Below are 19,932 nucleotides of genomic sequence, written 5' to 3' on the forward strand. Positions count from 1 at the left end.
GTTCCTGGCGGCCTCGCAGGCGAGGCCGCCAGGTCACTCGCTCAGCGTTCGCGCCGGTTGGCGCGTAGGGCGCCCAGGAGCACGCCGGGCCGGGCCAGCGAGTGCGGATGCTCGCGCATGGAGACCACGTCGTTGAACCGCCGCGCGGTCGCCACGTCCGTGACGGTCGCGGCGATGATCTGCCCACTGGCCCACTTGGAGAGCCGGTAGCCGCGCGGGTAGGGCCCGTCGACGTGCGGCAACGCCAGGTCCGCCGAGGTGGAGAGCGACCAGGCGGCGTCGACCACTACCTTCTGGAGCGCGAGGTAGTGGCGCGCGGGCTCCCGCAGATCCGGGCCGGACCGGAGGTACGTCGACAGGCAGGCCGCGTGCAGGGCCGCCGCCGTCATGCCCTGCCCGTACACCGGGTTGAACGACGCGACGGCGTCACCGATGCTGATCAGCCCGGCCGGGAACCGCTTGAGCGCGTGGAAGTCCCGTCGCCGGCTGTCGGCGTGGTGGTAGGTCTGGACGTCGCCGATCATCTCCTGGTCGGCGACCTCGGCGAACTCCGGTGGGAACTGCTCGCGCAGGCGGCGGACGAAGTCGTCAGCGGTGCGCCCCGGGCGGTCGTTGCCGTAACCGGCCATCATGGCCATCCACCGACCGTCCTCGATGGCGAAGAACGCGGCCCCGGCCACGTCCATCGCCGTCCTCGGCGTGTTCAGGGCCAGGACGACGGTCGAGGCCGGGGTGACCTCCGGGCGGCGGAACAGGGCTGTCGCGTAGTTGAGGTGCACTGTCATCCGCCGGGTGACCGGCCGGTCCCAGTCGGCCTGCTCCAGCCAGTCCGACAGTCGGCTCGACCGCCCCATGGCGTCCACCACGAGGTCAGCGCGTTCGACACCGAGCACCCCACCGACCTCGCAGTGGACCCCGGTGACCGCGGTGCCGTCGAACACGAGGCCGGTGGCGCGGGCGGTGATCGTCTTGACGTTGGGCAGTCGGAGCACCTGCTGGCGGATCAGGCCCTCCAGCAGCGGCCGACTGCCCGCCAGACTGTCGGCGTCGTCGGGGACGACGACCTTCGGACGCCCGTCGAGGTAGTTGCGCCGGGCCGCGGGCGGCGCCTCGACCGCTCCGCGCGCCAGTGCCTCGTCGCGGAATCCGGGAAACAGCCGCTCCAGCTGGAAGAGGCCGCCGGGCAGCAGCGCGTGCAGCTGCGTCCCCTGGGGTACGCCGGGCCGCGCGCCGGTCACCTGCGGGTCGTCCCGGTCGATGATGACGACGGTGTCGGCGTGGTCGGACAGCACCCGGGCGGCCAGTAGACCGGCGACACTGCCGCCGACCACGACGGCCGTGCCCATCGTCGGGGACGGCTGGTCAGGGGGTCGAGCCGCATTCAGCTCTGCGAAGACCCGGGACGGGGAGAGGGACATCGTGCTCTCCAAGGGGGTAACGGGGTGTGTGCCCTCCCCGGTCACTGTCCGCGGCCGTGCGCGGACAGACCGGTGGACGGTCGTTCGACGTTTTGCCCGCCGATCGTCGCACAACCACCTGAAGGGCAACCGGCTGTGTCCGCCAGATGACCGTGTGTGATCCGACGGGCCGGGTGTGGACCATCGTGCCACGCCCTGACACGATACTTGCGCTAGCAGTGCAAATACTTCGTCCGTCCCAGGTGGAGGATCGATGCACACATCTCGCCGGAGCCTGCTCTCCGTGGTGGCCGGGATCGCCCTCGCGGCCAGCCTGTCCGCCGTCGTCGTTCCACGCGCCGCCGAAGCCGCCGCCACGCCGACGTACCGTCCAGTGGTCTTCGTACACGGCAGCGCGGGATCGGCGGCGCAGTTCGAGACCCAGGCCAAACGGCTGGCCAGCAACGGGTACCCGATCGACATCATCGAAGCCCACGAGTACGACTCCCCGAACGTCGCGACGATCCTGCCCCGGGTGTACGCGGGACTCGACGCACGGATCTCCCGCCTGCTGGCGGCCACCGGCGCGGACCGGGTCGACCTCGTCGCGCACTCACTGGGCACCTTCGTCTCGCAGGGCTACCTCACCAGCTCGCCGGAGCGTGCCGTCCGGGTCGCGCACTACGTCAACCTGGACGGGCGCACCGCCACCTCGCCGCCGGGTGGTGTGCCCACGCTCGCCATCTGGGGCGAGGGTGACCCGGCCCGCGCCGTCGTCGGCGCGACAAACGTGCACCTGCCGGACCAGTCGCACACCCAGACCGTGTCGTCGGTGGAATCGTTCACCGAGATCTTCGGCTTCCTCCGGGCCCGCGCACCCCACACGACGCGGATCGTGCCGCAACTCTTCGGCGCCGCCCGGGTCTCCGGCCGCGCCGTGCTCTTCCCGAGCAACGTCGGTGTCACCGGTGCCACCCTCGAGGTCTACCCGGTCAGCCCGCTGACCGGCGGCCGACTGTCACACCGGCCCACGCATCGGCTGTCGCTCGGCGGCGACGGCTCGTTCGGCCCTCTCCCGGTGCTCGCCACGGCCCGCTACGAGTTCGCCATCGTGCGCCCGGGCGCCGCGACGCACCACTTCTACTTCCAGCCGTTCCTCCGCTCGGATTCGTTGGTGCGCCTGGCGACCAGCGAGCCGGGCGAGGGCCTCAGCGGCCTGGTCGAGACCAGCGACCGGCACACGGCGCTCACCATCCAACGGCAGAAGGAGTGGTGGGGCGACCAGGGCGACGCCGGCGACCACCTCTGGATCAACGGCAGGGATGTCCTGAACGCGGCGAACGCACCCCGCGTCAAGCGGACGATCGGCATCTTCGCCTTCGACGACGGCAGCGACGGCGTCACCGACCTGACGGCCCCGTTGCCGGAGTTCTTCAGCCAGACCTTCATCACCGGCATGGACGTCTTCATCCCGGCGACGCCGGCACACCTCGGCCTGGTCCGGATCACCGTGGGCCAACGCGGCGGCGGCCACGAGGTGATCAACGTACCCAACTGGAGATCGAGCACCGACCGGGTGACGGTCAGCGTCGACGACTTCTGACCGCGCCTCGCGGACGGCCCGGCCACCTCAGGTCGAGACGGTGGCCGGGACCGCTCGCACTCGTCAGACGATGACCGGGACCCGCTCGCGCACCCGTCGCCCGACGGCGAAGCCGACCAGCCCCAGGATCAACCCGACGACCGCCAGAACGACGCCCACCCGGGCCGGCGCGAGGTAGCCGAATCCGGCGGCGATGGCGACGCTGCCCAGCGCGGCGCCCAGGCTGTTCGCGATGTTCATGGCCGACTGGTTGACCGCCGCGCCCATCAGTTGCGCTCCCGGGGCGACGGTGATCAGGCGCGCCTGCAGGACCGGACCGAGATACAGGCTGGTCGCACCGACCAGGAACGCACCCACGAACAGGCCGACACGGGTCGACGCCACCAGGCTGAACACGGCGATGCTCACGATCATCGCCACGAAGCCGACGACCATGCTCCGCTGCAGGTCGCGGTCCGCCAGCCAACCGCCCAGGGCGTTGCCGACGGTCATCCCGAGACCCACAGCGACCAACGTCCACGGCACCGTCGCGGCGGAGAGGCCGGTGACGTCGGTGGTGACCGGTGCGATGTAGGTGTTCACCGCGAAGAAGCCGGCGAACCCGACAGCGCCCGTCGCGGCGACCAACCAGACCTGCGAGGTCCGCAGCGCCCGCAACTCGGCGGCCGGCGAGCCGTCGACCGCCGCGGCGACCTCCGGAACGACCGCCAGCACCGCCAGCAGGGTGAGCAGGAAGAAGCCGGCGATCACCAGGTACGCGACCCGCCAGTCGACCGCCTGCCCGAGCCGCGTGATGAGGGGTACGCCGACCAGGTTGCTCACTGTCAGACCGCCGAGCACCGTGGCGAAGCCACGGGCCTCGTTACCGGGGCCCATCAGGGTCGCCGCGAGCAGACCGGCCGCGCCGAAGTACGCGCCGTGCGGCAGCGCCGCCGCGAACCGGGCCACCAGCACCAGGTCGAAGGTGGGGGCGAGCGCGGACGCGACAGTGCCGACAGCGAACAGCACGAGCAGCCCGAGGACGAGCTTCTTGCGGGGCAGGCGCGCGCTCAACGCGGCGATCAGCGGCGCGCCGACGACCACGCCGAGCGCGTACGCGGTGATCATCCAGCCCGCCCGGGCGACGGCGTCCGACGACGACCGCGCGTACTCGTGCGGGAGCAGACCGCGGGCGATGTCGGGCAGCAGCCCCATCGCCACGAACTCGGTCAGGCCGACCGCGACGCCGCCCAGTGCGAGGGCGGCAAGCGCCGCCAGCCGTCGGCCTCTACTCATCTCGATCACCGAAAAAATTTAGCAACAGCGTTGCGTAATAGGGTGGTGAGATGACTCGCGTCACTGCCGACGTCACCTTCCTACGCGGCTACAACGAGGCCATGGTCATGGCGGTGGGACGCACGGCCCGCACGTTCGAGCGCTCGACAGTGGTCGAGGCCACCGGCCTGACACCGCAGGGGGTCTCCAAGGTCATCGCCCGGCTGACCGCCGACGGCCTGATCCGCCCCGCCGGCGTGCGACGTCCCGGCATCGGCAAGCCCGCTGTCGTCTACGAACTCGTCCCGGACAGCCGGTACGCGATCGGCGCCCACGTGGCCCGCCGCACGCTGCGGCTCGTCCTGGTCGACCTGGCCGGCACCGTGCACCCCTCTGCGGTCAGCCCGCTGCCCCGCGACTTCACCCCGGAGCAGCTCCTCGGCGCCCTGAGCGCCGGCATCGACACGCTGGCCGGCATCGGCGACCTGCGGGGCCGGCTCACCGGGCTGGGCATCGGCATGATCGGTCCACTCGACCACGCTGACGGCCTGGTCCGCGACGCCCACGGCCTGCGGCACTGGCACGACGTACCGCTGCGCGAGATCGCCGAGAAACACCTCGGCCTCCCCGTCCACCTGGACAAGGACGTCACTGCGGGGATCACGGCCGAGGCCTGGCGGCACGGCGCGACGTTCGGCGACGCCGCCCTCATCATGGTCGAGTCCGGCATCGGCGGCGGCTTCTGGCTGGGCGGTGCGGCCCACCGGGGGGCGCACACCAACGCGGGCGAGTTCGGCCACACGGTCGTCGACCTGACCGGGCCCCGCTGCGTCTGCGGTCGGCACGGGTGCCTGGAGATCGTGCACCACCGGGCCGCCGAGGCCGGAGACATCGCACACGCCGCCCGCGTTCTGGCCGTCGGCGTCGTCAACCTGCTCCAGACCCTCGACCTCGCCCACGTGGTGCTGGCGGGCGCGGACCTCCTCCGGCACCCGCAGACCTATCTCGCTGCGGTCACCGAGGCCGTCGGGGCGGACGCCCGGCGGGCGGACTGGCTCAGCACCAGGGTGGCCCTGTCCAGCCTCGGCGCGGACGTGATCGCCGCGGGCGCCGCCATGCAGGTCCTCGACCAGCACTACGGCATCCCGGAGCTGGCCCATTCTTGATCGTTGGCAGCTGAGCAGCTCCACACACCGAACGACGCCCTGCTGGGCTGCCACCGATCGCCACGAGGTCGGGGGACTCGCCGCGTCGCTACGCCCTCGCGGCGTCGGTGTCCGAACGGGTGCAACCGTTGGCCGGGCTCTCGCTGAGCGCGATGACCTCGTCGAGCCGCTCGCGCGCCTGCCGGAGTTGGGTGATCTGCCGATCGATGCGGTCGCGTTCGGCGCGGAGCATGGCCCGCGACTGCGGTGTGTTGACCTTCGCGTCGACGCAGGGCAGCAGGTCGAGGATGGTTCGGCTGGACAGGCCGGCGGCGTACAGCATCTGGATCAGATACACCCGGTCGACCGCGTCGTCGAGGTAGTGGCGCTGACCGCCGCTGCTCCGTGTGGCAGCCAGGAGGCCCTGTTCCTCGTAGTAGCGCAGGGCTCGTACCGACACCCCGGTCTTCGTGGCGAGTTCCCCGATCCGCATGGACCCCTCCCCCAGCCGGTGACGCCAGCCACCCAGCCTCGCCTCTCACGTCAACGTCAGGTTTTACCGTAGCTCGCATTTGTTGACGTTCACGTGGTGGGCCTCGGGCCGGTGGTTCAGCCTGCGGAGGCGGTCGGCTCCGGCGTCGGCGCGCGACCGGCGACCGCACGGGCGGGCGGCGGCGACGCCGGGGCCGGTCGCAGATCCGCGGGTACGGGCAGCGCGCTGCCCTTGACGAACTGGCCCCAACTGGCGTTCCAGGCCGTCCAGCCGTTGCCCGACTGGAGCCGGACCTCGGTGCCGGTGAAGGTGACCAGGTCACCGACCCGGGTGACGCCCATCAACCAGTCGGCGTTGGCCGGCGAGATGTTCGTGCAACCGTGCGAGACGTTGCGGTGTCCCTGATCCGCCACCGACCAGGGTGCCCCGTGGATGAACTCGCCGCCCCAGGTGAGCCGTTGCGCGTCCTCGACCTTCACCACGTAGCCGCCGTTCGGCTCGCCGCGCGTGTCGAACGTGGTGTACTGGTGCTTCTCCATGATCACCATCTTGCCGCTGGACGTGGGGGTGCTGCGCTTGCCCAGACTGACCGGGATCCTGCGGATCAGCTTGCCGTCCCGCAGCACACGCATCTGCTTGGTGGCGTTGTCGACTTCGAGCGCCACCTGGCGTCCGATCCGGGACGTCGCGGTGCGGTCGGCGTCACCGACGTGGTTCTTGCCGATCGGCAGACCCGCCAGGCCAGCCCGGACACTGATTGTCGTCCCGGGCCGCCAGAAGTCGGGAGCCCGGTAGTAGACCTGGCTGCCGTCGTCCACCCAGGACCAGGCACCCGGCTGCCGTGGGTTCGTGGTGACGAACAAACGACGCTGCACGTCGGCGCGGACGGCCCTGGCGATGGGCGGATCGAAGCCGATGGTCACCGGCATCGCGGTGCCGTACGTCTGCTTGTCGGCGAAGTACAGGGTGCTGCTCACCTGCGGCTTCGTCGACGCCGCCGCGGTGGTGAAGGTGGTGGTGCGGGTGGTGGTCCGCCCGGAGTCGCCGGTGGCGGTCACCGCCAGGGTGTAGGTGTGCTGCGGGCGCAACGGGACGCTCGGCACCCAGGCCGAGCCGTCCTCGCGTGGCTCCGCCCGGACCAGCGTGCCCGCGTCGTCGACGATGCGCACCGCGGTGATCTTTCCGCCCGTGACGAGCGGAACCACCTCGGCGCTGAGCGGCACGTCCCGGGAGAGATCGGCGGGCGTGACGGTCAGTTCGGGCGACGGCACCACCTGCTCGGCGGGACGCACGGCGGCCTTCCGCGCGGTGGTGCACCCACCGAGGACCAGCGGTGTCGCCGCGACGGTCACCGCAACGAGCGCCATACGCCTTCGTAAACCCATCGAACGTCCCCCGGCTTCCGCGTGCTCCGTGGCGGCAATTCTCTCCGCGTCGGCGGCGCCCTGCGCTGTTTCCGGAAATCACGCAACGAAGGTGGGAACGGTCGGCAGGGCAGCCGGTCCGGGCCCCTCGGTTGCGCTTCCCTTTCGTGATCCTCGGGGCATCGAAGTGTGATGCTGCCGTGGAATGCTGGCCGACATGCGCAGAAGACGACGTCCATGGATTCTGCTCCCGCTTCCCCTCCTGCTCCTGACCGCCTGCTCGCCGGTGGATGAGCCGATCGTCGCCCTCGCCGTCCAGGATGGTCAGCCGGTCGGCGTACTGGTCACCTGCGAGGACAGGGACGCGCGCCTCGCCGTGTTCGAGAACGACCATCAGGGTGATCCGGGCAAACGAACCCTGATCAGGTGGAGCATCAACGGCCCGCCCGCGAGTGAGATCGTGGAAGTAACCCTGCTGGGTCAGCCGCCGGAGGGCTGGGAGGTCGCCGACGCTGTCGACACCCCAGCGGCCGAGGCGGACATCGATCCGGACGTCGAGCCGCTCACCGAATTTCGGCCCGGGGTCACCTACACCGTCACCGGGTCGAGCCGCCGTAACGCCATCTCGGTGGACTTCACCCTCGCGGACCTCCCACGGATCGGCCCGGACCAGGTGCTGGCGCCGCGCGGACACGACTCGACGAGGGTCGTGTCCCGGGAGACCTTCCTGCGCAAGGCACGCGACAAGTGCTGAGCAGGACGGCGGCCGGGGAGACCGGTAGAAAAGCAGAGTGCCGCCACAGTCGCCGATTACAGTTTTTGGAGAAAAATCAGGGAATTGAGATCGAGCCGACATCACGGCGACTCCACAAACCTGACCAGGCAATCGCAGAGCGATATTTAAGGGAGAATTAATCGTTTCAGTTGGAAACGAGCAGGGGGCCGACTCGTATTCTTCGTGCTCGGAAGAAAGGTGCGTCCCCCGTTGATAAATCTCCGATCCACCCCTCGACACCGTCGTTCCGTCACCGCCCTGCTGCTGGTGAGCGTGGCGCTCGCCGGCGGATGCAAGGAGGCGCCGGGTACCCCCGCCGGGGCCGGCCCGTCCAGCGACGCCGGCATCGGCTCGCCCGGCCCGGATGCGCCGACGGCCACCGTCCCGGGCGACCCGTCGGCCACGCCGAGCGCCCCGGGCACCCCGTCCGCGCCGGGCAAGCCCGGAACGCCGGCGACCAGCGCCGCCCCGCCCACCGCATCCGGCGGCTGGATCACCATCGACGCCGCCGCTCAGGCCGCCGCGACGAAGGCGTTCTTCGCGCGTAAGCCCAAGCCGGTGACCGGCAACCCCGTCAAGGTGCCTGAATTCAACGTCGGCTGTACGACCAGCCACCACAACAGCGACGACCCGATCGTGCTGCCGAAGCTGGTGGGCGGCTCGCACAACCACACGTTCTGGGGCAACAAGTCGACCGACGCCAACTCGACAGCCGACTCGCTGCGGGCGTCCAAGGCGACCACCTGCAACTCGCCGGACGACCAGTCCGCCTACTGGGTGCCGACGATGTACCAGAACGGCAAGGTCGTGGACCCGAAGGAGGTGACCGTCTACTACGGTTCCCGTCTGAAGGACCCGAGCAAGACCCAGCCCTTCCCGTTCGGCCTGCGAATGATCACCGGTGACGCCAAGAACCAGGTCGACACCCCGGACAAGCAGGGCAACCACTTCTGGTGCGCCGGCATCGGCGGCGAGATCGGCCGCAGCGCCGACAAGACGTTCCCGGTCTGTGCCAAGACCGCGAACATCGTCCGGCAGATCACCTTCCCGGACTGCTGGGACGGCAAGCACCTGGACAGCCCTGACCACAAGGCGCACATGGCCAACGGGGACCACACCGGGGCCTGCCCCAAGAGTCACCCGGTGCCCGTACCGTCGGTGTCCTTCGTGATCTCGTACCCGTTGAGCGCGAACACGGACGGCATCACCCTCGCGTCCGGCACGTCGTTCTCCATGCACGCGGACTTCTTCAACGCGTGGAAGGACGAGGCGCTCGCCGCACGGGTGCGCAACTGCCTCGACCAGGGCGTCAAGTGCAACTCGGCCGGTAACTTCTAGTCGACACGGCCCGACGGCGGCGGCCGGTCACCCCGAACGCGGGGGTGGCCGGCCGCCGTCGCGTCGATCAGCTAGAGCCGGGCGGCGCCCGCCTCGGTGGCCTCCTGCACCGCCGAGGTACGGCGGACCTCGGCCCGCTGGTCACCGGCGTCCTCCCGGTCCGGGCCGGCCACCCGGGCCGACCGGTTGGTGGTCGGGGCCGCCTGGTCACCGGTCACCCCGCCACGGATCCGGTTGTTCGCGGCCACCTGGGCGGCCGGGTCATTGGACGTCACCGCCAACTGGCCGTTGATGATGTTGTCATCGACGGTGACGCCGCCGGTGGTGCTGGTGACGCTCACGTCCCCGCCCCAGTAACCGCCCGAGGCGCAGCTGTCGAGGGCGCCGTTCGGGCCGAGCTGCACACCGCCCAGGTTGCCGGCGAAGGTGGCCCGGCCCTGGACCGCACTGCCACACACCACGCTGCCGGTGGCGCTGTTGAGCACCGACAGCGTGCCGTCGACGAACGAGTCGTGCAGGTCGGTGTAGTAGGTGCCGGTGCTGCTGAGGTTGCGCTGCACCTGGGTGCCCCGGTCGAGCCGGACCTCGCCGGCACCGACGTTGACGTGCCCGGTGACCGTCGACGCCTCGGCGAACAGGAAGCTGTCGATGGTGGTGGAGCCCTTCGGCCGTACGGTGACGGTGCCGGTGCGGGCGTCCTTCAGGAAGATGCCGTACCCCCCGGCCGCGAGCACCACCTGGCCGTCGACTGTCGTCTCGGTCGCGTCGAGGTACCCGTCGGCGGCGACGCGTACCTCACCGCTGACCCGACCACCGGTCACCACCAGGTTGCCGCCGGCCGCGACGGTGACGTTGCCGGTGATCGTGGTGCCGGTCAGCGCGCAGGACTCGCCGGCGGGCACGAGCAGGTCGTTGGGCACGGTCACCGCGCCGCCGGTGCCGATGCAGTGGGTGACCAGGTCGGCGTGTGCGGTGGGCGCCACGGCCAGCACCGAGGCCGCGATGACGGCGCTCACGGTGGCGAGCTTGGCGACGGTACGTCCGGGCATCGTGGTACTCCCTGTCGGTGAGGTTCGAGGACTCATGCGCCGACGTCCGATCGGGCCGCGGCCCGGACGATGGCGCCCTGCTGCCGCCGGTCGAGCGTGCCGCCGGTCACGAGCGCGGCGGTGACCGCTTCGACGTGGCGGACGAATTCGGCGTGGCCGGGGTAGTCGGCGTGTTCGTCGATCAGGTCGTTGATGGTGCAGCCGTCACCGGTGTCCACGTTGGCCACACCGGTGTCGCCCCCGTCGATGACCACGGTGGCCCGGGTGTCCGAGTCGGGGCAGCGGTCGGTGTCGTCGACCACCACCGTGAACGACGTCGACTGCTCGGTGGAGGAGTTCCCCGCCGTGTCGGTCGCCCGATACCGCACTGTGTGCGCGCCGGGTGCGCGGACGGCGACCGGAGCGGTGTACGCCGTCCAGCCTCCGGTGTCGAGCGCGTACTCGATCTTCGCCACGCCGGACTCGGCGTCGGTGGCCGTGACGGTGACGGTCGCGCCGCCGACGTACCCGCCGTCGTCGTTGCGATCACCGGCCACCGTGGCGGCGACAGTGGGTGGGGTGGTGTCCTCGGCCTGCGGCTCGACGACTGTGAAGTGGGACATCTGCTCCGCCGACGTGTTGCCGGCGACGTCGGTGGCCCGGTAGTGCAGCATGTGCATCCCGGCCGCGTTCACCACGATCGGGTTCGTGTACGCGGTGAAGGCCGCCCCGTCCAGGGCGTACTCGATGGTGGCGACACCGGAACCGCTGTCGGTGGCGGTCAACGTGGCGGTGGCCGTACCGATGTAGTTGCCGTCGTCGTCGCGGTCGCCGGCCAGCGCGACAGCGACCACCGGCGCTGTGGTGTCGTCCTCCCCCGGCTCGACGATCCGGAACGCCACCGAGCCGACGGCGCTGGTGTTGCCGGCCTGGTCGGTGGCGCGGAACTGCACCGCGTGGTCGCCGATCGCGGTCACCCGCACCGGCTCGGCGTACGGCAGGAAACTGGTGTCGTCGACCTGGTACTCGACGGTCTGCACCCCCGAGTCGGCGTCGGTGGCCGTCACTGTCACAGTGGCCGCGCCGAGGTAGTTGCCGTCCTGGTCCTGGTCGCCGGAGACCGCGGCGGTCACTGTCGGCGCTGTGGTGTCGCCACCGCCACCGCCGTCGGTGACCACCAGCTCACCGACCATCGAGCTGTGGCCGGGGATCGAGCAGAAGTACCGGTACCGGCCCGGGGTCAGCGTCACTGTCGCCTGGTGGCGGCCGTCGTTGGCGTCGAACGGGCTGGCCAGGATGTTGAGTGTGACGTCGTGGTTGTAGCCCTCGGTGCTGGTGTCGAAGGTCAGGGTGTGCGGCATCCCGGTGGTGTTTCCGGTGGCCGCGCTGTTCTCCCAGATGATCGTTGTCGCTCCGGCCACCGCCGTGGTGGGCGCGGACTTGTACTGGGTGATGCTGTCGTCGGCGGTCCAGGTCAACACCTGGTCGGCGGCGACACGCGGGGCGGCGGAGGCGGGCGCCACTGCCAACGGGATCACCGTGAGCAGGAGCGCCGCCAGCGCGGCCGTCAGTCGTCGGGTCATCGTCACTCCTAGAGTTCCCGCGCACGGATGTTGCGGAACTCGGTCAGGTCGTTGTCACCGTGGTTCTGCAGGCCGATGAAGCCGCGCAGGAACTGACGCAGGTCGGTTGGCGGGTCGCCGGCGCGCGAGGACTGCTTGCCGGGCGTGTTGTCGAACTCGTTGATCACCACGCCGTTGCGGATCATCGTGTAGTGCTGCCCGACGGCGCGGATCTCGTAGTCGTTCCACTCGTTCTTCGGCGTCACGCCGGCCTGGGCCAGCGGCACCGGGTCGAAGTTGTAGACCGAGCCGGTCTTCTGCGGCTCGCCGGTGTCACCGTCGTAGATCTGGATCTCGTGTCCGCAGTAGATCGCCATCCAGGCCGCCGAGGTCCGCGCCGACCCGACAGTGCCGCAGCTGTCCGGTGGCCGCTGGTCGAGGGGCGTTCGCAGGTCCGGGAACCGGATGAAGACTCCGGTGTTGGCCCGGCCGGTGCCCGGCGCGATGTCCCGGAACTGCAACTTCAGCGAGAAGTCACCCAGCTCCTTGGTGTGCCAGAGCATGCCCAGGCCACCGCTGGAGCGCAGCGACCCGTCCGGCTGGATGCCGAACTGTCCCGACGGCGCCTGCTGCCAACCGCGCAGCGACTCGGCGGTGCCGTCGAAGAGCGGCTCGTACCCGGTGTGCCCGTCCCGGCCGATCTCCGACGCGGCGGCCAGGCGGGTGAGGGTGCCCGCTTCGCGGCTGCTGAGCAGGTCGTCGTCCTGCAACGCGCGGGCCACCGCGGTGACGTGCCGGACGAAACCGTTGTGGTCTGCCCAGGTGCTCTCGTCGTCGATCAGGTCGTTGGCCGTGCAGCCCTGCCCGACGGTGCGACTGGGCACCCCGGTGTCCGTGTCGCCGAGCCACACCGTCGACCGGTCGTCGGGCACCGCGCAGCCCACGGTCACAGTGGTCTGCACTGTCGCCGTCTGATCGTCGGCGTACGTGACGGTGAGCTTCGCGGTGTAGGTGCCGACAGTGGCGTACGTGTGCCGGGGGTCCGCCTCGGTCGACGTGGCGCCGTCGCCGAAGTCCCAGCGGTGGCTGACGCCGCCGGAGCGGGAACCGGTGAAGGCGATGGTCAGCGGCTTGTTCTGCACGGCGACCGAGGTCGCCGCCGGTGCCGGAGTGGGCGCCCCGCCGGTGTAGGTGACCCGGATCAGCTTCTGGTTCGCGTGCAGGCTGAAGAAGCCGCCGCCGTAGTCGAGCAGGTAGAGCGCGCCGTCCGGGCCGAACTTCGCGTCCATCCAGCTCTGCAACCGGCTGTCGCCGTTGCCACCGGGGATGATGGCCCGCAGCGACTCGGCGTACACCGGTGGGGCGGCCTGCGGCACGCCGGCCGGGTCGACGGTGACCGCGACCCGGTTGGCGGAGTTCGACTGGTCACCGATGAACCACTTGCCGTCCCAGTGCTCCGGCCAGGCCACGCCGCTGGTGGTGTCGACGAGGCTCCGGTGGTACGTCGGGCCGGACATGATGGCCTGCCCGCCGCCGCGCAGGTACGGCTGCGTGTAGGTGGCGTCGGCCGCCACGTAGGTCGGCAGGCCGCTGCCGTCGGTCCGCTTCGGGAACACCGGGCCGCCGCCGTCGGGCGAGTACCAGATCATGTTGTCCCGGGCCGCCGGGATGTCCTCCAGTCCGGTGTTGCGCGGCGAGGTGTTCTTCAGGTTGTCGCAGTCGTACCAGCCGGTCAGCACTGTCGCGTCGGTGTTGCTGCGGTCGCGGTACGGCTGCCGGTTGCCCATGCAGTACGGCCAGCCCTGGTTGCCGGCCGAGGTGATGATGGTGGCCGTCTCGTACTTCGCCGGGCCGAGGGTGGGGCTGGGCGACGAGGCGTCCGGGCCGACCCAGCCGGCGGTCAGCCACTGGTGCACCGGGTCGATCTGGAGGCGGGCGATGTTGCGTACGCCCATCACGTAGATCTCCGGCCGGGTCTTCTCGGTGCCCGGTGGGAACAGGTTGCCCTCCGGGATGGTGTACGTGCCGTCCGGCTCCGGGTGAATCCGGATGATCTTGCCGGCGAGGTCGTTGGTGTTGCCCGACGTGCGGCGGGCGTCCTGGAACGAGATCCCCTGGTACTCCTCGGTCCAGTTGTTGCCGGCGTACCCCTGCGACCCCTCCGAGGAGTTGTTGTCGCCGGAGCCGACGTAGAGGTTGCCCTTCGCGTCGAACGCCATGCCGCCGCCGGCGTGGCAGCAGCTGTGGATCTGCACCGGGAACTGCAACAGGTCCTTGCGGGTGGCCTGGTCGACGGTCTGCGCCTGCCGGTCGTAGGTGAACCGCGAGACGGTTCGCTGACCGACGCGCTTCACCCGGTCGACCGAGTCGTGCGGCATCCAGTAGACGTAGAGCCAGCCGTTCTCGGCGAACGCGGGGTCGGGCACGATGCCGAGCAGACCCTCCTCGTTCTTGACCAACTCGGAGCCGCTGCCCCGGTTGCCCATCACCTCCAGGGTGGTGAGCAGCTTGACCTGCTTGGTACGCGGGTCCCAGGAGTGGATGGTGCCGCAGCCCAGGCCGACCTTCGGGTTGTTCCAGTCCGCGATCGGGCCGCTCGGGCAGGCCGCCTTGCCGACGTAGAAGACAGTGCCGTCCGGCGCGATGGTGAGCCCGTGCGGCTCGCCGATCTGGTCCAGCTGCCCGGTCTGGTTGGCCGCGGTGAGTCGCTCCACCTTGTAGTTCGCGGCGATGGTGGCCTGGCAGTCGCCGCGTACCCGACCGGTGGTCCAGTTGAGAGCGCCGGCGAGGTGCGTGCGGAACGCCTCCTCGCCGTAGCTGCCCTCGGTGTGGCCCATGCCGGTGTAGAACGACCGGCCGCCGTCGTAGTCCCGGCACCAGGACACCGGGTGGAAGGGGCCGTTGGCGGCCGCCCCCGGGTTGTAGTGCCGCTCCTCTACCTGGGCGAGCGTGTGCACGGTGCCGATCGGGTTCGGGTCCCAGTTCTCCCAGCGGTCGGACCGGGTGAGGGTCAGCGGCAGCGACGCGGTGGCCGGGTGCTTGCGGTCCAGGATGTTCACCACCGCGCGGTTCACCGCGGGCGGCTCCGGGGCGGTGGTGCTGCCGGTGAACAGGCGCAGGTCGGCGAGTTGGACCAGCGGTTCACCGCTGTTCGCTGTGACGTTCAGCCGGTAGCGCGTGAACTCCTGCGGCGCGGCGATGTCGAACCGCCGGGTCTGGTAGCGGTCCGGGAAGGTCTGCCCGGTGCGGCGGTCCAGGTCGGTCCAGCTCTGGCCGTCCGTGGAGCCCTGCAGGGTCCAGTCCTTCGGGTCCCGACCGGAGGAGTCGTTTGCCGACGTGAGCGCGTACCCGGTGATCTTCTTCGGTGCGCTCAACTCGTACGCCACCCAGGCGGTCGGGGTGCGGACCAGCCACTTCGTGTTGGCGTCGCCGTCGGTCAGCTTCTCCTTGGTCTCGTTGGGTGGGTTCTCACCGCTGGCGGTCACCCGGGTCACCGGCTCGGCGACCGGGATGGCGCCGGCCGGGCGGGTGCCGATCAGCCCGGTGAACCAGGTGGAGTCGACCTGGGCGCGGGCGGCGTCGGCGATGCCGACGAAACCGCCGCCGGCCTTGACGTAGTTCTGCAGCGCCGACTCCTGGTCGCGGTTCAGCGCGGCGCCCGTCGCGGAGAGAAAGACCACGCTGCGGTACGCGGACAGCCCGGCCGCGGTGAAGGTACCCGGGTCCGTGGTGGCCGTGACATCGATGTCATGAACGGCACCAAGCTGTTTGATGGTGTCCACCGCCCGCGACACCGGGTCCTGTTGCTCGGCCACCGGGCCGTGGAACACCAGGACCGCGGTCTGCTGCGGCTGCGCCGCCTGCGGGGCGGCCTCCGTTCGTGGTGCTGCCGCAGCCGCCGTCGTCGCCGGGAGCAGCGTCGATAGGGCCGCTACCGCGGCAAGGGTTCGTCGTAGTTTTCTGGTCATGCCCGTCCCCACTTTCGGTTCGGTCAGCTTCCGTGCGTGTGGGTGTGGCCCTGGAACCGGTGGATCGCCTCCTCGGCGCCCGGCGGCATGCTGCCGTCGGCGTTGCGCACCAGGAAGATCCCGGCCATGCCGCCGTCGGAGTGCGTCTGCACGTGGCAGTGGTACATCCACGCGCCGGGTCCGACGCCCTCCCCGGCCAGCACCTGGAATCCGAACGAGCTGCCGGGGTTGAGGTCCTTGTTGTCGACCACCAGGCTCGGGTCGCTCGGCCCCTCCAACATGCCGGTGCGGTTGTCCGCCCAGCGGTGCGCGTGCAGGTGGAAGGTGTGGAACAGGTTGCCGTGGCCGATGGCGATCCACTCGACGCGCTCGCCCAGGTTCGCCTCGAACATCGGGGTCGCCGGAGCCATCTTGTTGTTGATCATCATGTCGTGGAACACCGCCGTGAACTGCTTCGACGGCAGGATGTCGCCACGACGCCGGACGATCAGCGCGCCGTACAGTCCCTTCGCGACACCGCCGGTGCCGTGGTCGGTACCCATCGCGTGATCGTGGTAGTGCCAGTAGCCGGCGCTGCCCGGCATGTACCGCCGACCCGCAGCGGCCACCATCTCGTGGGAGCGCCAGACGTACGTCCGCGTCTCACCCGGGTTGTTGAACGAGGCGTTGAACGGGCTGCCGTCGGACTCGGTGCTGTAGTCCACCCCGTGCGGATGGATGGACAGCCGCTGGTTGGTGGTGTTGACCAGGGTGATCTCCAGGGTGTCACCCTCGTACATCTCCAGGATCGGGCCCGGAACGGTGGCCTGACCTGGTGCCAGGCCGTACCCGAACAGGTTGCCGGGCAACTGCTCGGCGTAGATGGTGATCTTCTTGGTGACACCGGCGGCGGCCCGGGCGGGGCTGCCGCCGAACGCGGTGCCGATCGTTGGGGCGGACGCGCCCAGCGCCCCGGCGGCGAGCGCGCCGGTGGCGATCAGCGATCTGCGGGACAGGTGGCGGTGAGGGCCACCAGCGTGATCGTCCATGGGTCTCCGTTCCCGACCGGGCGAAGACGCGACGAGGGCAGGGTGCATCGACCGCCGAGCACGAGGGCGGTGGCACGACTGAGGGTGAGGCTCGTCGCGGACTTTGCTCGGAAGACTCAGAACTTTCGATGGATGACAGCAACTTATGTAATCCATCGACGAAAGTACAGGTCTGATTGCAAAAAGATTACCTTGACATCACGACGTCAGTCGATTGACATGAAGCTGACACGTAGGCCGTCGACCTGCCCGGTAGCGGGCGGACACCGCCGCCCCCTACCGGGCAGCGCACAGATGAACGCCGGGCTGCCATCGATGAGGCAACCCGGCGGGAAGGACGTACGGGAGCTGTCGTCAGGGGTGGTGGCGATCGTCCGCCGGCCGGCTGGGGATCTGCGGCGGTGCGGGCGACTGGTCGGGCTGACCGAGGTGTGCGACGTGGGTCGGGTCGAGGACCCGGGAGAGGAACGCGCGGGTCCGTTCGTGCTTCGGCGCGCCCAGCACCTCCTGCGGCGGCCCCTGCTCGACCACCACGCCACCGTCCATGAAGACGACCCGGTCGGCGACGTCGCGGGCGAACGCCATCTCGTGGGTGACCACCATCATCGTCATGCCGTCCTCGGCCAGCTTGCGCATGACGGTGAGCACGTCGCCGACGAGTTCCGGGTCGAGCGCGGAGGTCGGCTCGTCGAAGAGCATCAGCTTCGGCTCCATCGACAGCGACCGGGCGATCGCCGCCCGCTGCTGCTGCCCACCGGAGAGCTGCGCCGGGAAGGCGTCGGCCTTGTCGGTCAGCCCGACGCGCTCCAGGTTGGCCCGGGCGATCCGCTCGGCCTCGGCCCGACCTCGCCGGAGCACCCGGCGCTGGGCGATGGTGAGGTTGTTCAGGACGCTCAGGTGCGGAAACAGGTTGAACGACTGGAACACCATGCCGATGCCGCGGCGGACCGCGTCGATCTCGACGTCCGGGTCGGTCATCTCGACCCCGTTCACCCAGATCTTGCCGGCGGTCGGCTCCTCCAGCAGATCGACGCAGCGCAGCAGGGTCGACTTGCCGGAGCCGGACGGCCCGATGACGCAGACCACCTCGCCCTGGCCGACCTCGAAGTCGATGCCCTTGAGCACCTTGAGCGGCCCGAAGGACTTGTGCAGGTCGCGGATCTCCACGGCGGGGCGGGATGGGGTGGTCGTCATCGGGGTCACCGGGCCTTGGCGTAGCGGAGTTCGAGGCGTCGTACCACCTGCGACAGCGGCAGGGTGATCACCAGGTAGGCGAGGCCGGCCACCAGCAGCGGCGTCGCGTTCACCCGGTCGTTGAGCATGTCCCGACCGAACTTGGTGATCTCGATCGTCTGCGCCGTCACCCCGAGCACGTAGGCCAGCGACGAGTCCTTGGTGAGCAGGATGAGCTCGTTCGTCAGTGGCGGGATCACGATCCGGAACGCCTGCGGGATGACGATCGTGCGCATGGCGGTGAAGTGCGACATGCCGAGGGTTCGCGCCGCCTCCATCTGCCCCTTCGGCACGGCCTGGATGCCGGCTCGGATCGTCTCCGCCATGTACGCCGCGGCGGTCAACCCGAGGCCGATCGCGATCGAACCGAACACCCCGCCCGGAATCTCGCGCTCCGGGAAGGCGATCGGGATGCCGTACCCGACGAGGAAGAGCACCAGCAGCGCGGGCAGACCCCGGAACAGCTCGATGTACGCCGTCGCCACCCAGCGGTACGGCGCCACCCGGGACAGGCGCATCAGCGCCAGGATGGTGCCGAACACGAGGCCGAAGGCGAACGCGCCCAGCGTGTAGAGGACGGTGTTGCGCAGCGCGACGGTGATGATCGTCGGGAACATCGACTTGATGATGTCGACGCGGAAGAACGCGTCGGCCAACCTGTCCCAGTCCGCGGCGACGAGCACCGTGGCGATGATGGCGATGAAGACCAGGTACTGGAGCCCGAGGGACAGCCGCTCCCGCTGGCGGCGTCGCAGCTTCACGTTCGCTCGTTGCCTTCCCGGAGGTTACCGACGTCGGAGGGCGCGCGGGACGCGCGCCCTCCGGTACTGCGCGGCGCTCAGGCGCTCGGCCGCTGTGCGGCTCAGGCGCTCGGCTGCTTGCCGATCCACTTCTCGTAGATCGTGTTGTACGTGCCGTCCTGCTTGGCCTTGGCCAGCACCTCGTTGATCTTCTTGAGCAACTCCGGGTTGGCGGCCTTCTTCACGGGGAAGCCGTACTGCTCGCCGGTGTCGAACTCGGCGGCCACCTCGAACCCGCCCGGGTTCTTCTTCAGGTACTCGGTCCAGACCGGCAGGTCGTTGATGGCGGCCTCGACCTGGCCGTTGGAGACAGCCTGCTGGAGGGCGGCGAGGTCCTCGAACTCGACGAGCTTCAGGCCCTTCTCCGCCTCGAACTTCTTGGCGTAGTCACGACCCGTGGTGGCCGCCTGGATGCCGAGGTTCTTGCCCTTGAGGTCGTCGAGCGACTTGTAGGTCTTGCCAGTCTTCACCAGCATCGCCTGCGTGGCGTCGAAGTAGGGATCGGAGAAGTCGACGACCTTCCGCCGCTCCTCGGTGATGGTCATACCGGCGGCGGCCGCGTCGCACTTGCCGGTGTTGAGGTCCTGGCCGGACTTGATCCCCTCGAACGGGGTGTCGATGATCGTCTGCTCGACGCCGAGTTCCTTGGCGACCAGGTCCATGATCTCGACGTCGAAGCCGGTCACCTTGCCGCTGGCGTCCTTGGACTGGAACGGCGGGTACGGCAGGTGGGTGCAGACGGTCAGCTTGCCCGCCGCGACCAGCTTGACGCCGCTCGCCTGGACCTCGCTGTCGTCCTTCTTCGCGCAACCCGCGGTCAGCGCGAGGGCGGCGACGGCCACGACGAGGCCGGCCTGACGGACGGCGCTTGGGAACCTCACGGCTGTGTCCCTCCGATTCGGCTTCCATTGCACAGAAAGCCAATCTGGTTCATAGACTTTGCG

15 protein-coding genes are annotated in these 19,932 nt (G+C 69.9%); 4 read left to right on the forward strand and 11 right to left on the reverse strand.

Going from position 1 to position 19,932, the window contains the following annotated elements; translation table 11 throughout:
• Window positions 1-41: 41 nt before the first annotated feature.
• Window positions 42-1,418, reverse strand: a complete 1,377-nt coding sequence (locus KBX08_RS03945) for an NAD(P)/FAD-dependent oxidoreductase (RefSeq protein WP_210781146.1) — start codon at window positions 1,416-1,418, stop codon at window positions 42-44.
• 253 nt (window positions 1,419-1,671) lie between these two features.
• Here KBX08_RS03945 and KBX08_RS03950 point away from each other — a divergent pair, with 253 nt between their 5' ends.
• Window positions 1,672-3,000 carry an alpha/beta hydrolase gene (locus tag KBX08_RS03950; protein WP_210781147.1) on the forward strand — a complete coding sequence of 443 codons (1,329 nt, stop codon included), beginning with the start codon at window positions 1,672-1,674 and terminating at the stop codon, window positions 2,998-3,000.
• Window positions 3,001-3,063: 63 nt separating this feature from the next.
• Here the strand turns inward: KBX08_RS03950 and KBX08_RS03955 are convergent, their stop codons facing one another.
• Entirely contained in the window at window positions 3,064-4,275 is a 1,212-nt protein-coding gene (locus KBX08_RS03955) for an MFS transporter (protein WP_247668845.1), read from the reverse strand.
• 50 nt (window positions 4,276-4,325) lie between these two features.
• On the opposite strand from KBX08_RS03955, the gene KBX08_RS03960 reads away from it, so the two are divergent.
• Window positions 4,326-5,420, forward strand: coding sequence for an ROK family protein (locus KBX08_RS03960; protein ID WP_210781149.1), 1,095 nt, complete (start codon window positions 4,326-4,328; stop codon window positions 5,418-5,420).
• A gap of 88 nt (window positions 5,421-5,508) precedes the next feature.
• Here the strand turns inward: KBX08_RS03960 and KBX08_RS03965 are convergent, their stop codons facing one another.
• Together KBX08_RS03965 and KBX08_RS03970 are read right to left on the reverse strand one after the other, a co-directional pair.
• Window positions 5,509-5,892, reverse strand: a complete 384-nt coding sequence (locus KBX08_RS03965; protein ID WP_210781150.1) for a MerR family transcriptional regulator — start codon at window positions 5,890-5,892, stop codon at window positions 5,509-5,511.
• A 116-nt stretch (window positions 5,893-6,008) separates the two neighbouring features.
• The gene (locus KBX08_RS03970) at window positions 6,009-7,259 is read right to left on the reverse strand and encodes an Ig-like domain-containing protein (RefSeq protein ID WP_210781151.1); all 1,251 of its coding nucleotides are present in this window, start codon (window positions 7,257-7,259) and stop codon (window positions 6,009-6,011) included.
• A gap of 214 nt (window positions 7,260-7,473) precedes the next feature.
• On the opposite strand from KBX08_RS03970, the gene KBX08_RS03975 reads away from it, so the two are divergent.
• Entirely contained in the window at window positions 7,474-8,010 is a 537-nt protein-coding gene (locus KBX08_RS03975) for a hypothetical protein (protein ID WP_210781152.1), read from the forward strand.
• Between the two features lie 231 nt (window positions 8,011-8,241).
• Window positions 8,242-9,369, forward strand: coding sequence for a DUF1996 domain-containing protein (locus tag KBX08_RS03980; RefSeq protein ID WP_210781153.1), 1,128 nt, complete (start codon window positions 8,242-8,244; stop codon window positions 9,367-9,369).
• A 71-nt stretch (window positions 9,370-9,440) separates the two neighbouring features.
• Here the strand turns inward: KBX08_RS03980 and KBX08_RS03985 are convergent, their stop codons facing one another.
• The 7 genes from KBX08_RS03985 to KBX08_RS04015 all read right to left on the reverse strand — a co-directional run bounded on the left by KBX08_RS03985 (window position 9,441) and on the right by KBX08_RS04015 (window position 19,869).
• A complete protein-coding gene (locus KBX08_RS03985) occupies window positions 9,441-10,418 on the reverse strand; it encodes a hypothetical protein (RefSeq protein ID WP_210781154.1) in 978 nt (325 codons plus the stop codon).
• Between the two features lie 32 nt (window positions 10,419-10,450).
• Window positions 10,451-11,980: an OmpL47-type beta-barrel domain-containing protein gene (locus KBX08_RS03990; RefSeq protein ID WP_210781155.1), complete on the reverse strand. Its 1,530-nt coding sequence runs from the start codon at window positions 11,978-11,980 to the stop codon at window positions 10,451-10,453.
• Window positions 11,981-11,988: 8 nt separating this feature from the next.
• Window positions 11,989-15,927, reverse strand: coding sequence for a ThuA domain-containing protein (locus KBX08_RS03995; protein WP_210781156.1), 3,939 nt, complete (start codon window positions 15,925-15,927; stop codon window positions 11,989-11,991).
• Window positions 15,928-15,950: 23 nt separating this feature from the next.
• On the reverse strand, window positions 15,951-16,955 hold the full coding sequence (locus KBX08_RS04000) for a multicopper oxidase domain-containing protein (protein ID WP_091406920.1): 1,005 nt from the start codon (window positions 16,953-16,955) through the stop codon (window positions 15,951-15,953).
• Window positions 16,956-17,309: 354 nt separating this feature from the next.
• The gene (locus KBX08_RS04005) at window positions 17,310-18,149 is read right to left on the reverse strand and encodes an amino acid ABC transporter ATP-binding protein (protein ID WP_210781157.1); all 840 of its coding nucleotides are present in this window, start codon (window positions 18,147-18,149) and stop codon (window positions 17,310-17,312) included.
• Between the two features lie 5 nt (window positions 18,150-18,154).
• A complete protein-coding gene (locus KBX08_RS04010) occupies window positions 18,155-18,949 on the reverse strand; it encodes an amino acid ABC transporter permease (RefSeq protein ID WP_030490316.1) in 795 nt (264 codons plus the stop codon).
• A 101-nt stretch (window positions 18,950-19,050) separates the two neighbouring features.
• Window positions 19,051-19,869, reverse strand: coding sequence for a basic amino acid ABC transporter substrate-binding protein (locus KBX08_RS04015; protein WP_210781158.1), 819 nt, complete (start codon window positions 19,867-19,869; stop codon window positions 19,051-19,053).
• Between the last annotated feature and the right edge of the window lie 63 nt (window positions 19,870-19,932).

Origin of the sequence: Micromonospora sp. H61, from assembly GCF_018070325.1 — a bacterium.
In the GTDB taxonomy this organism is placed as follows: Bacteria; Actinomycetota; Actinomycetes; order Mycobacteriales; family Micromonosporaceae; genus Micromonospora; species Micromonospora salmantinae.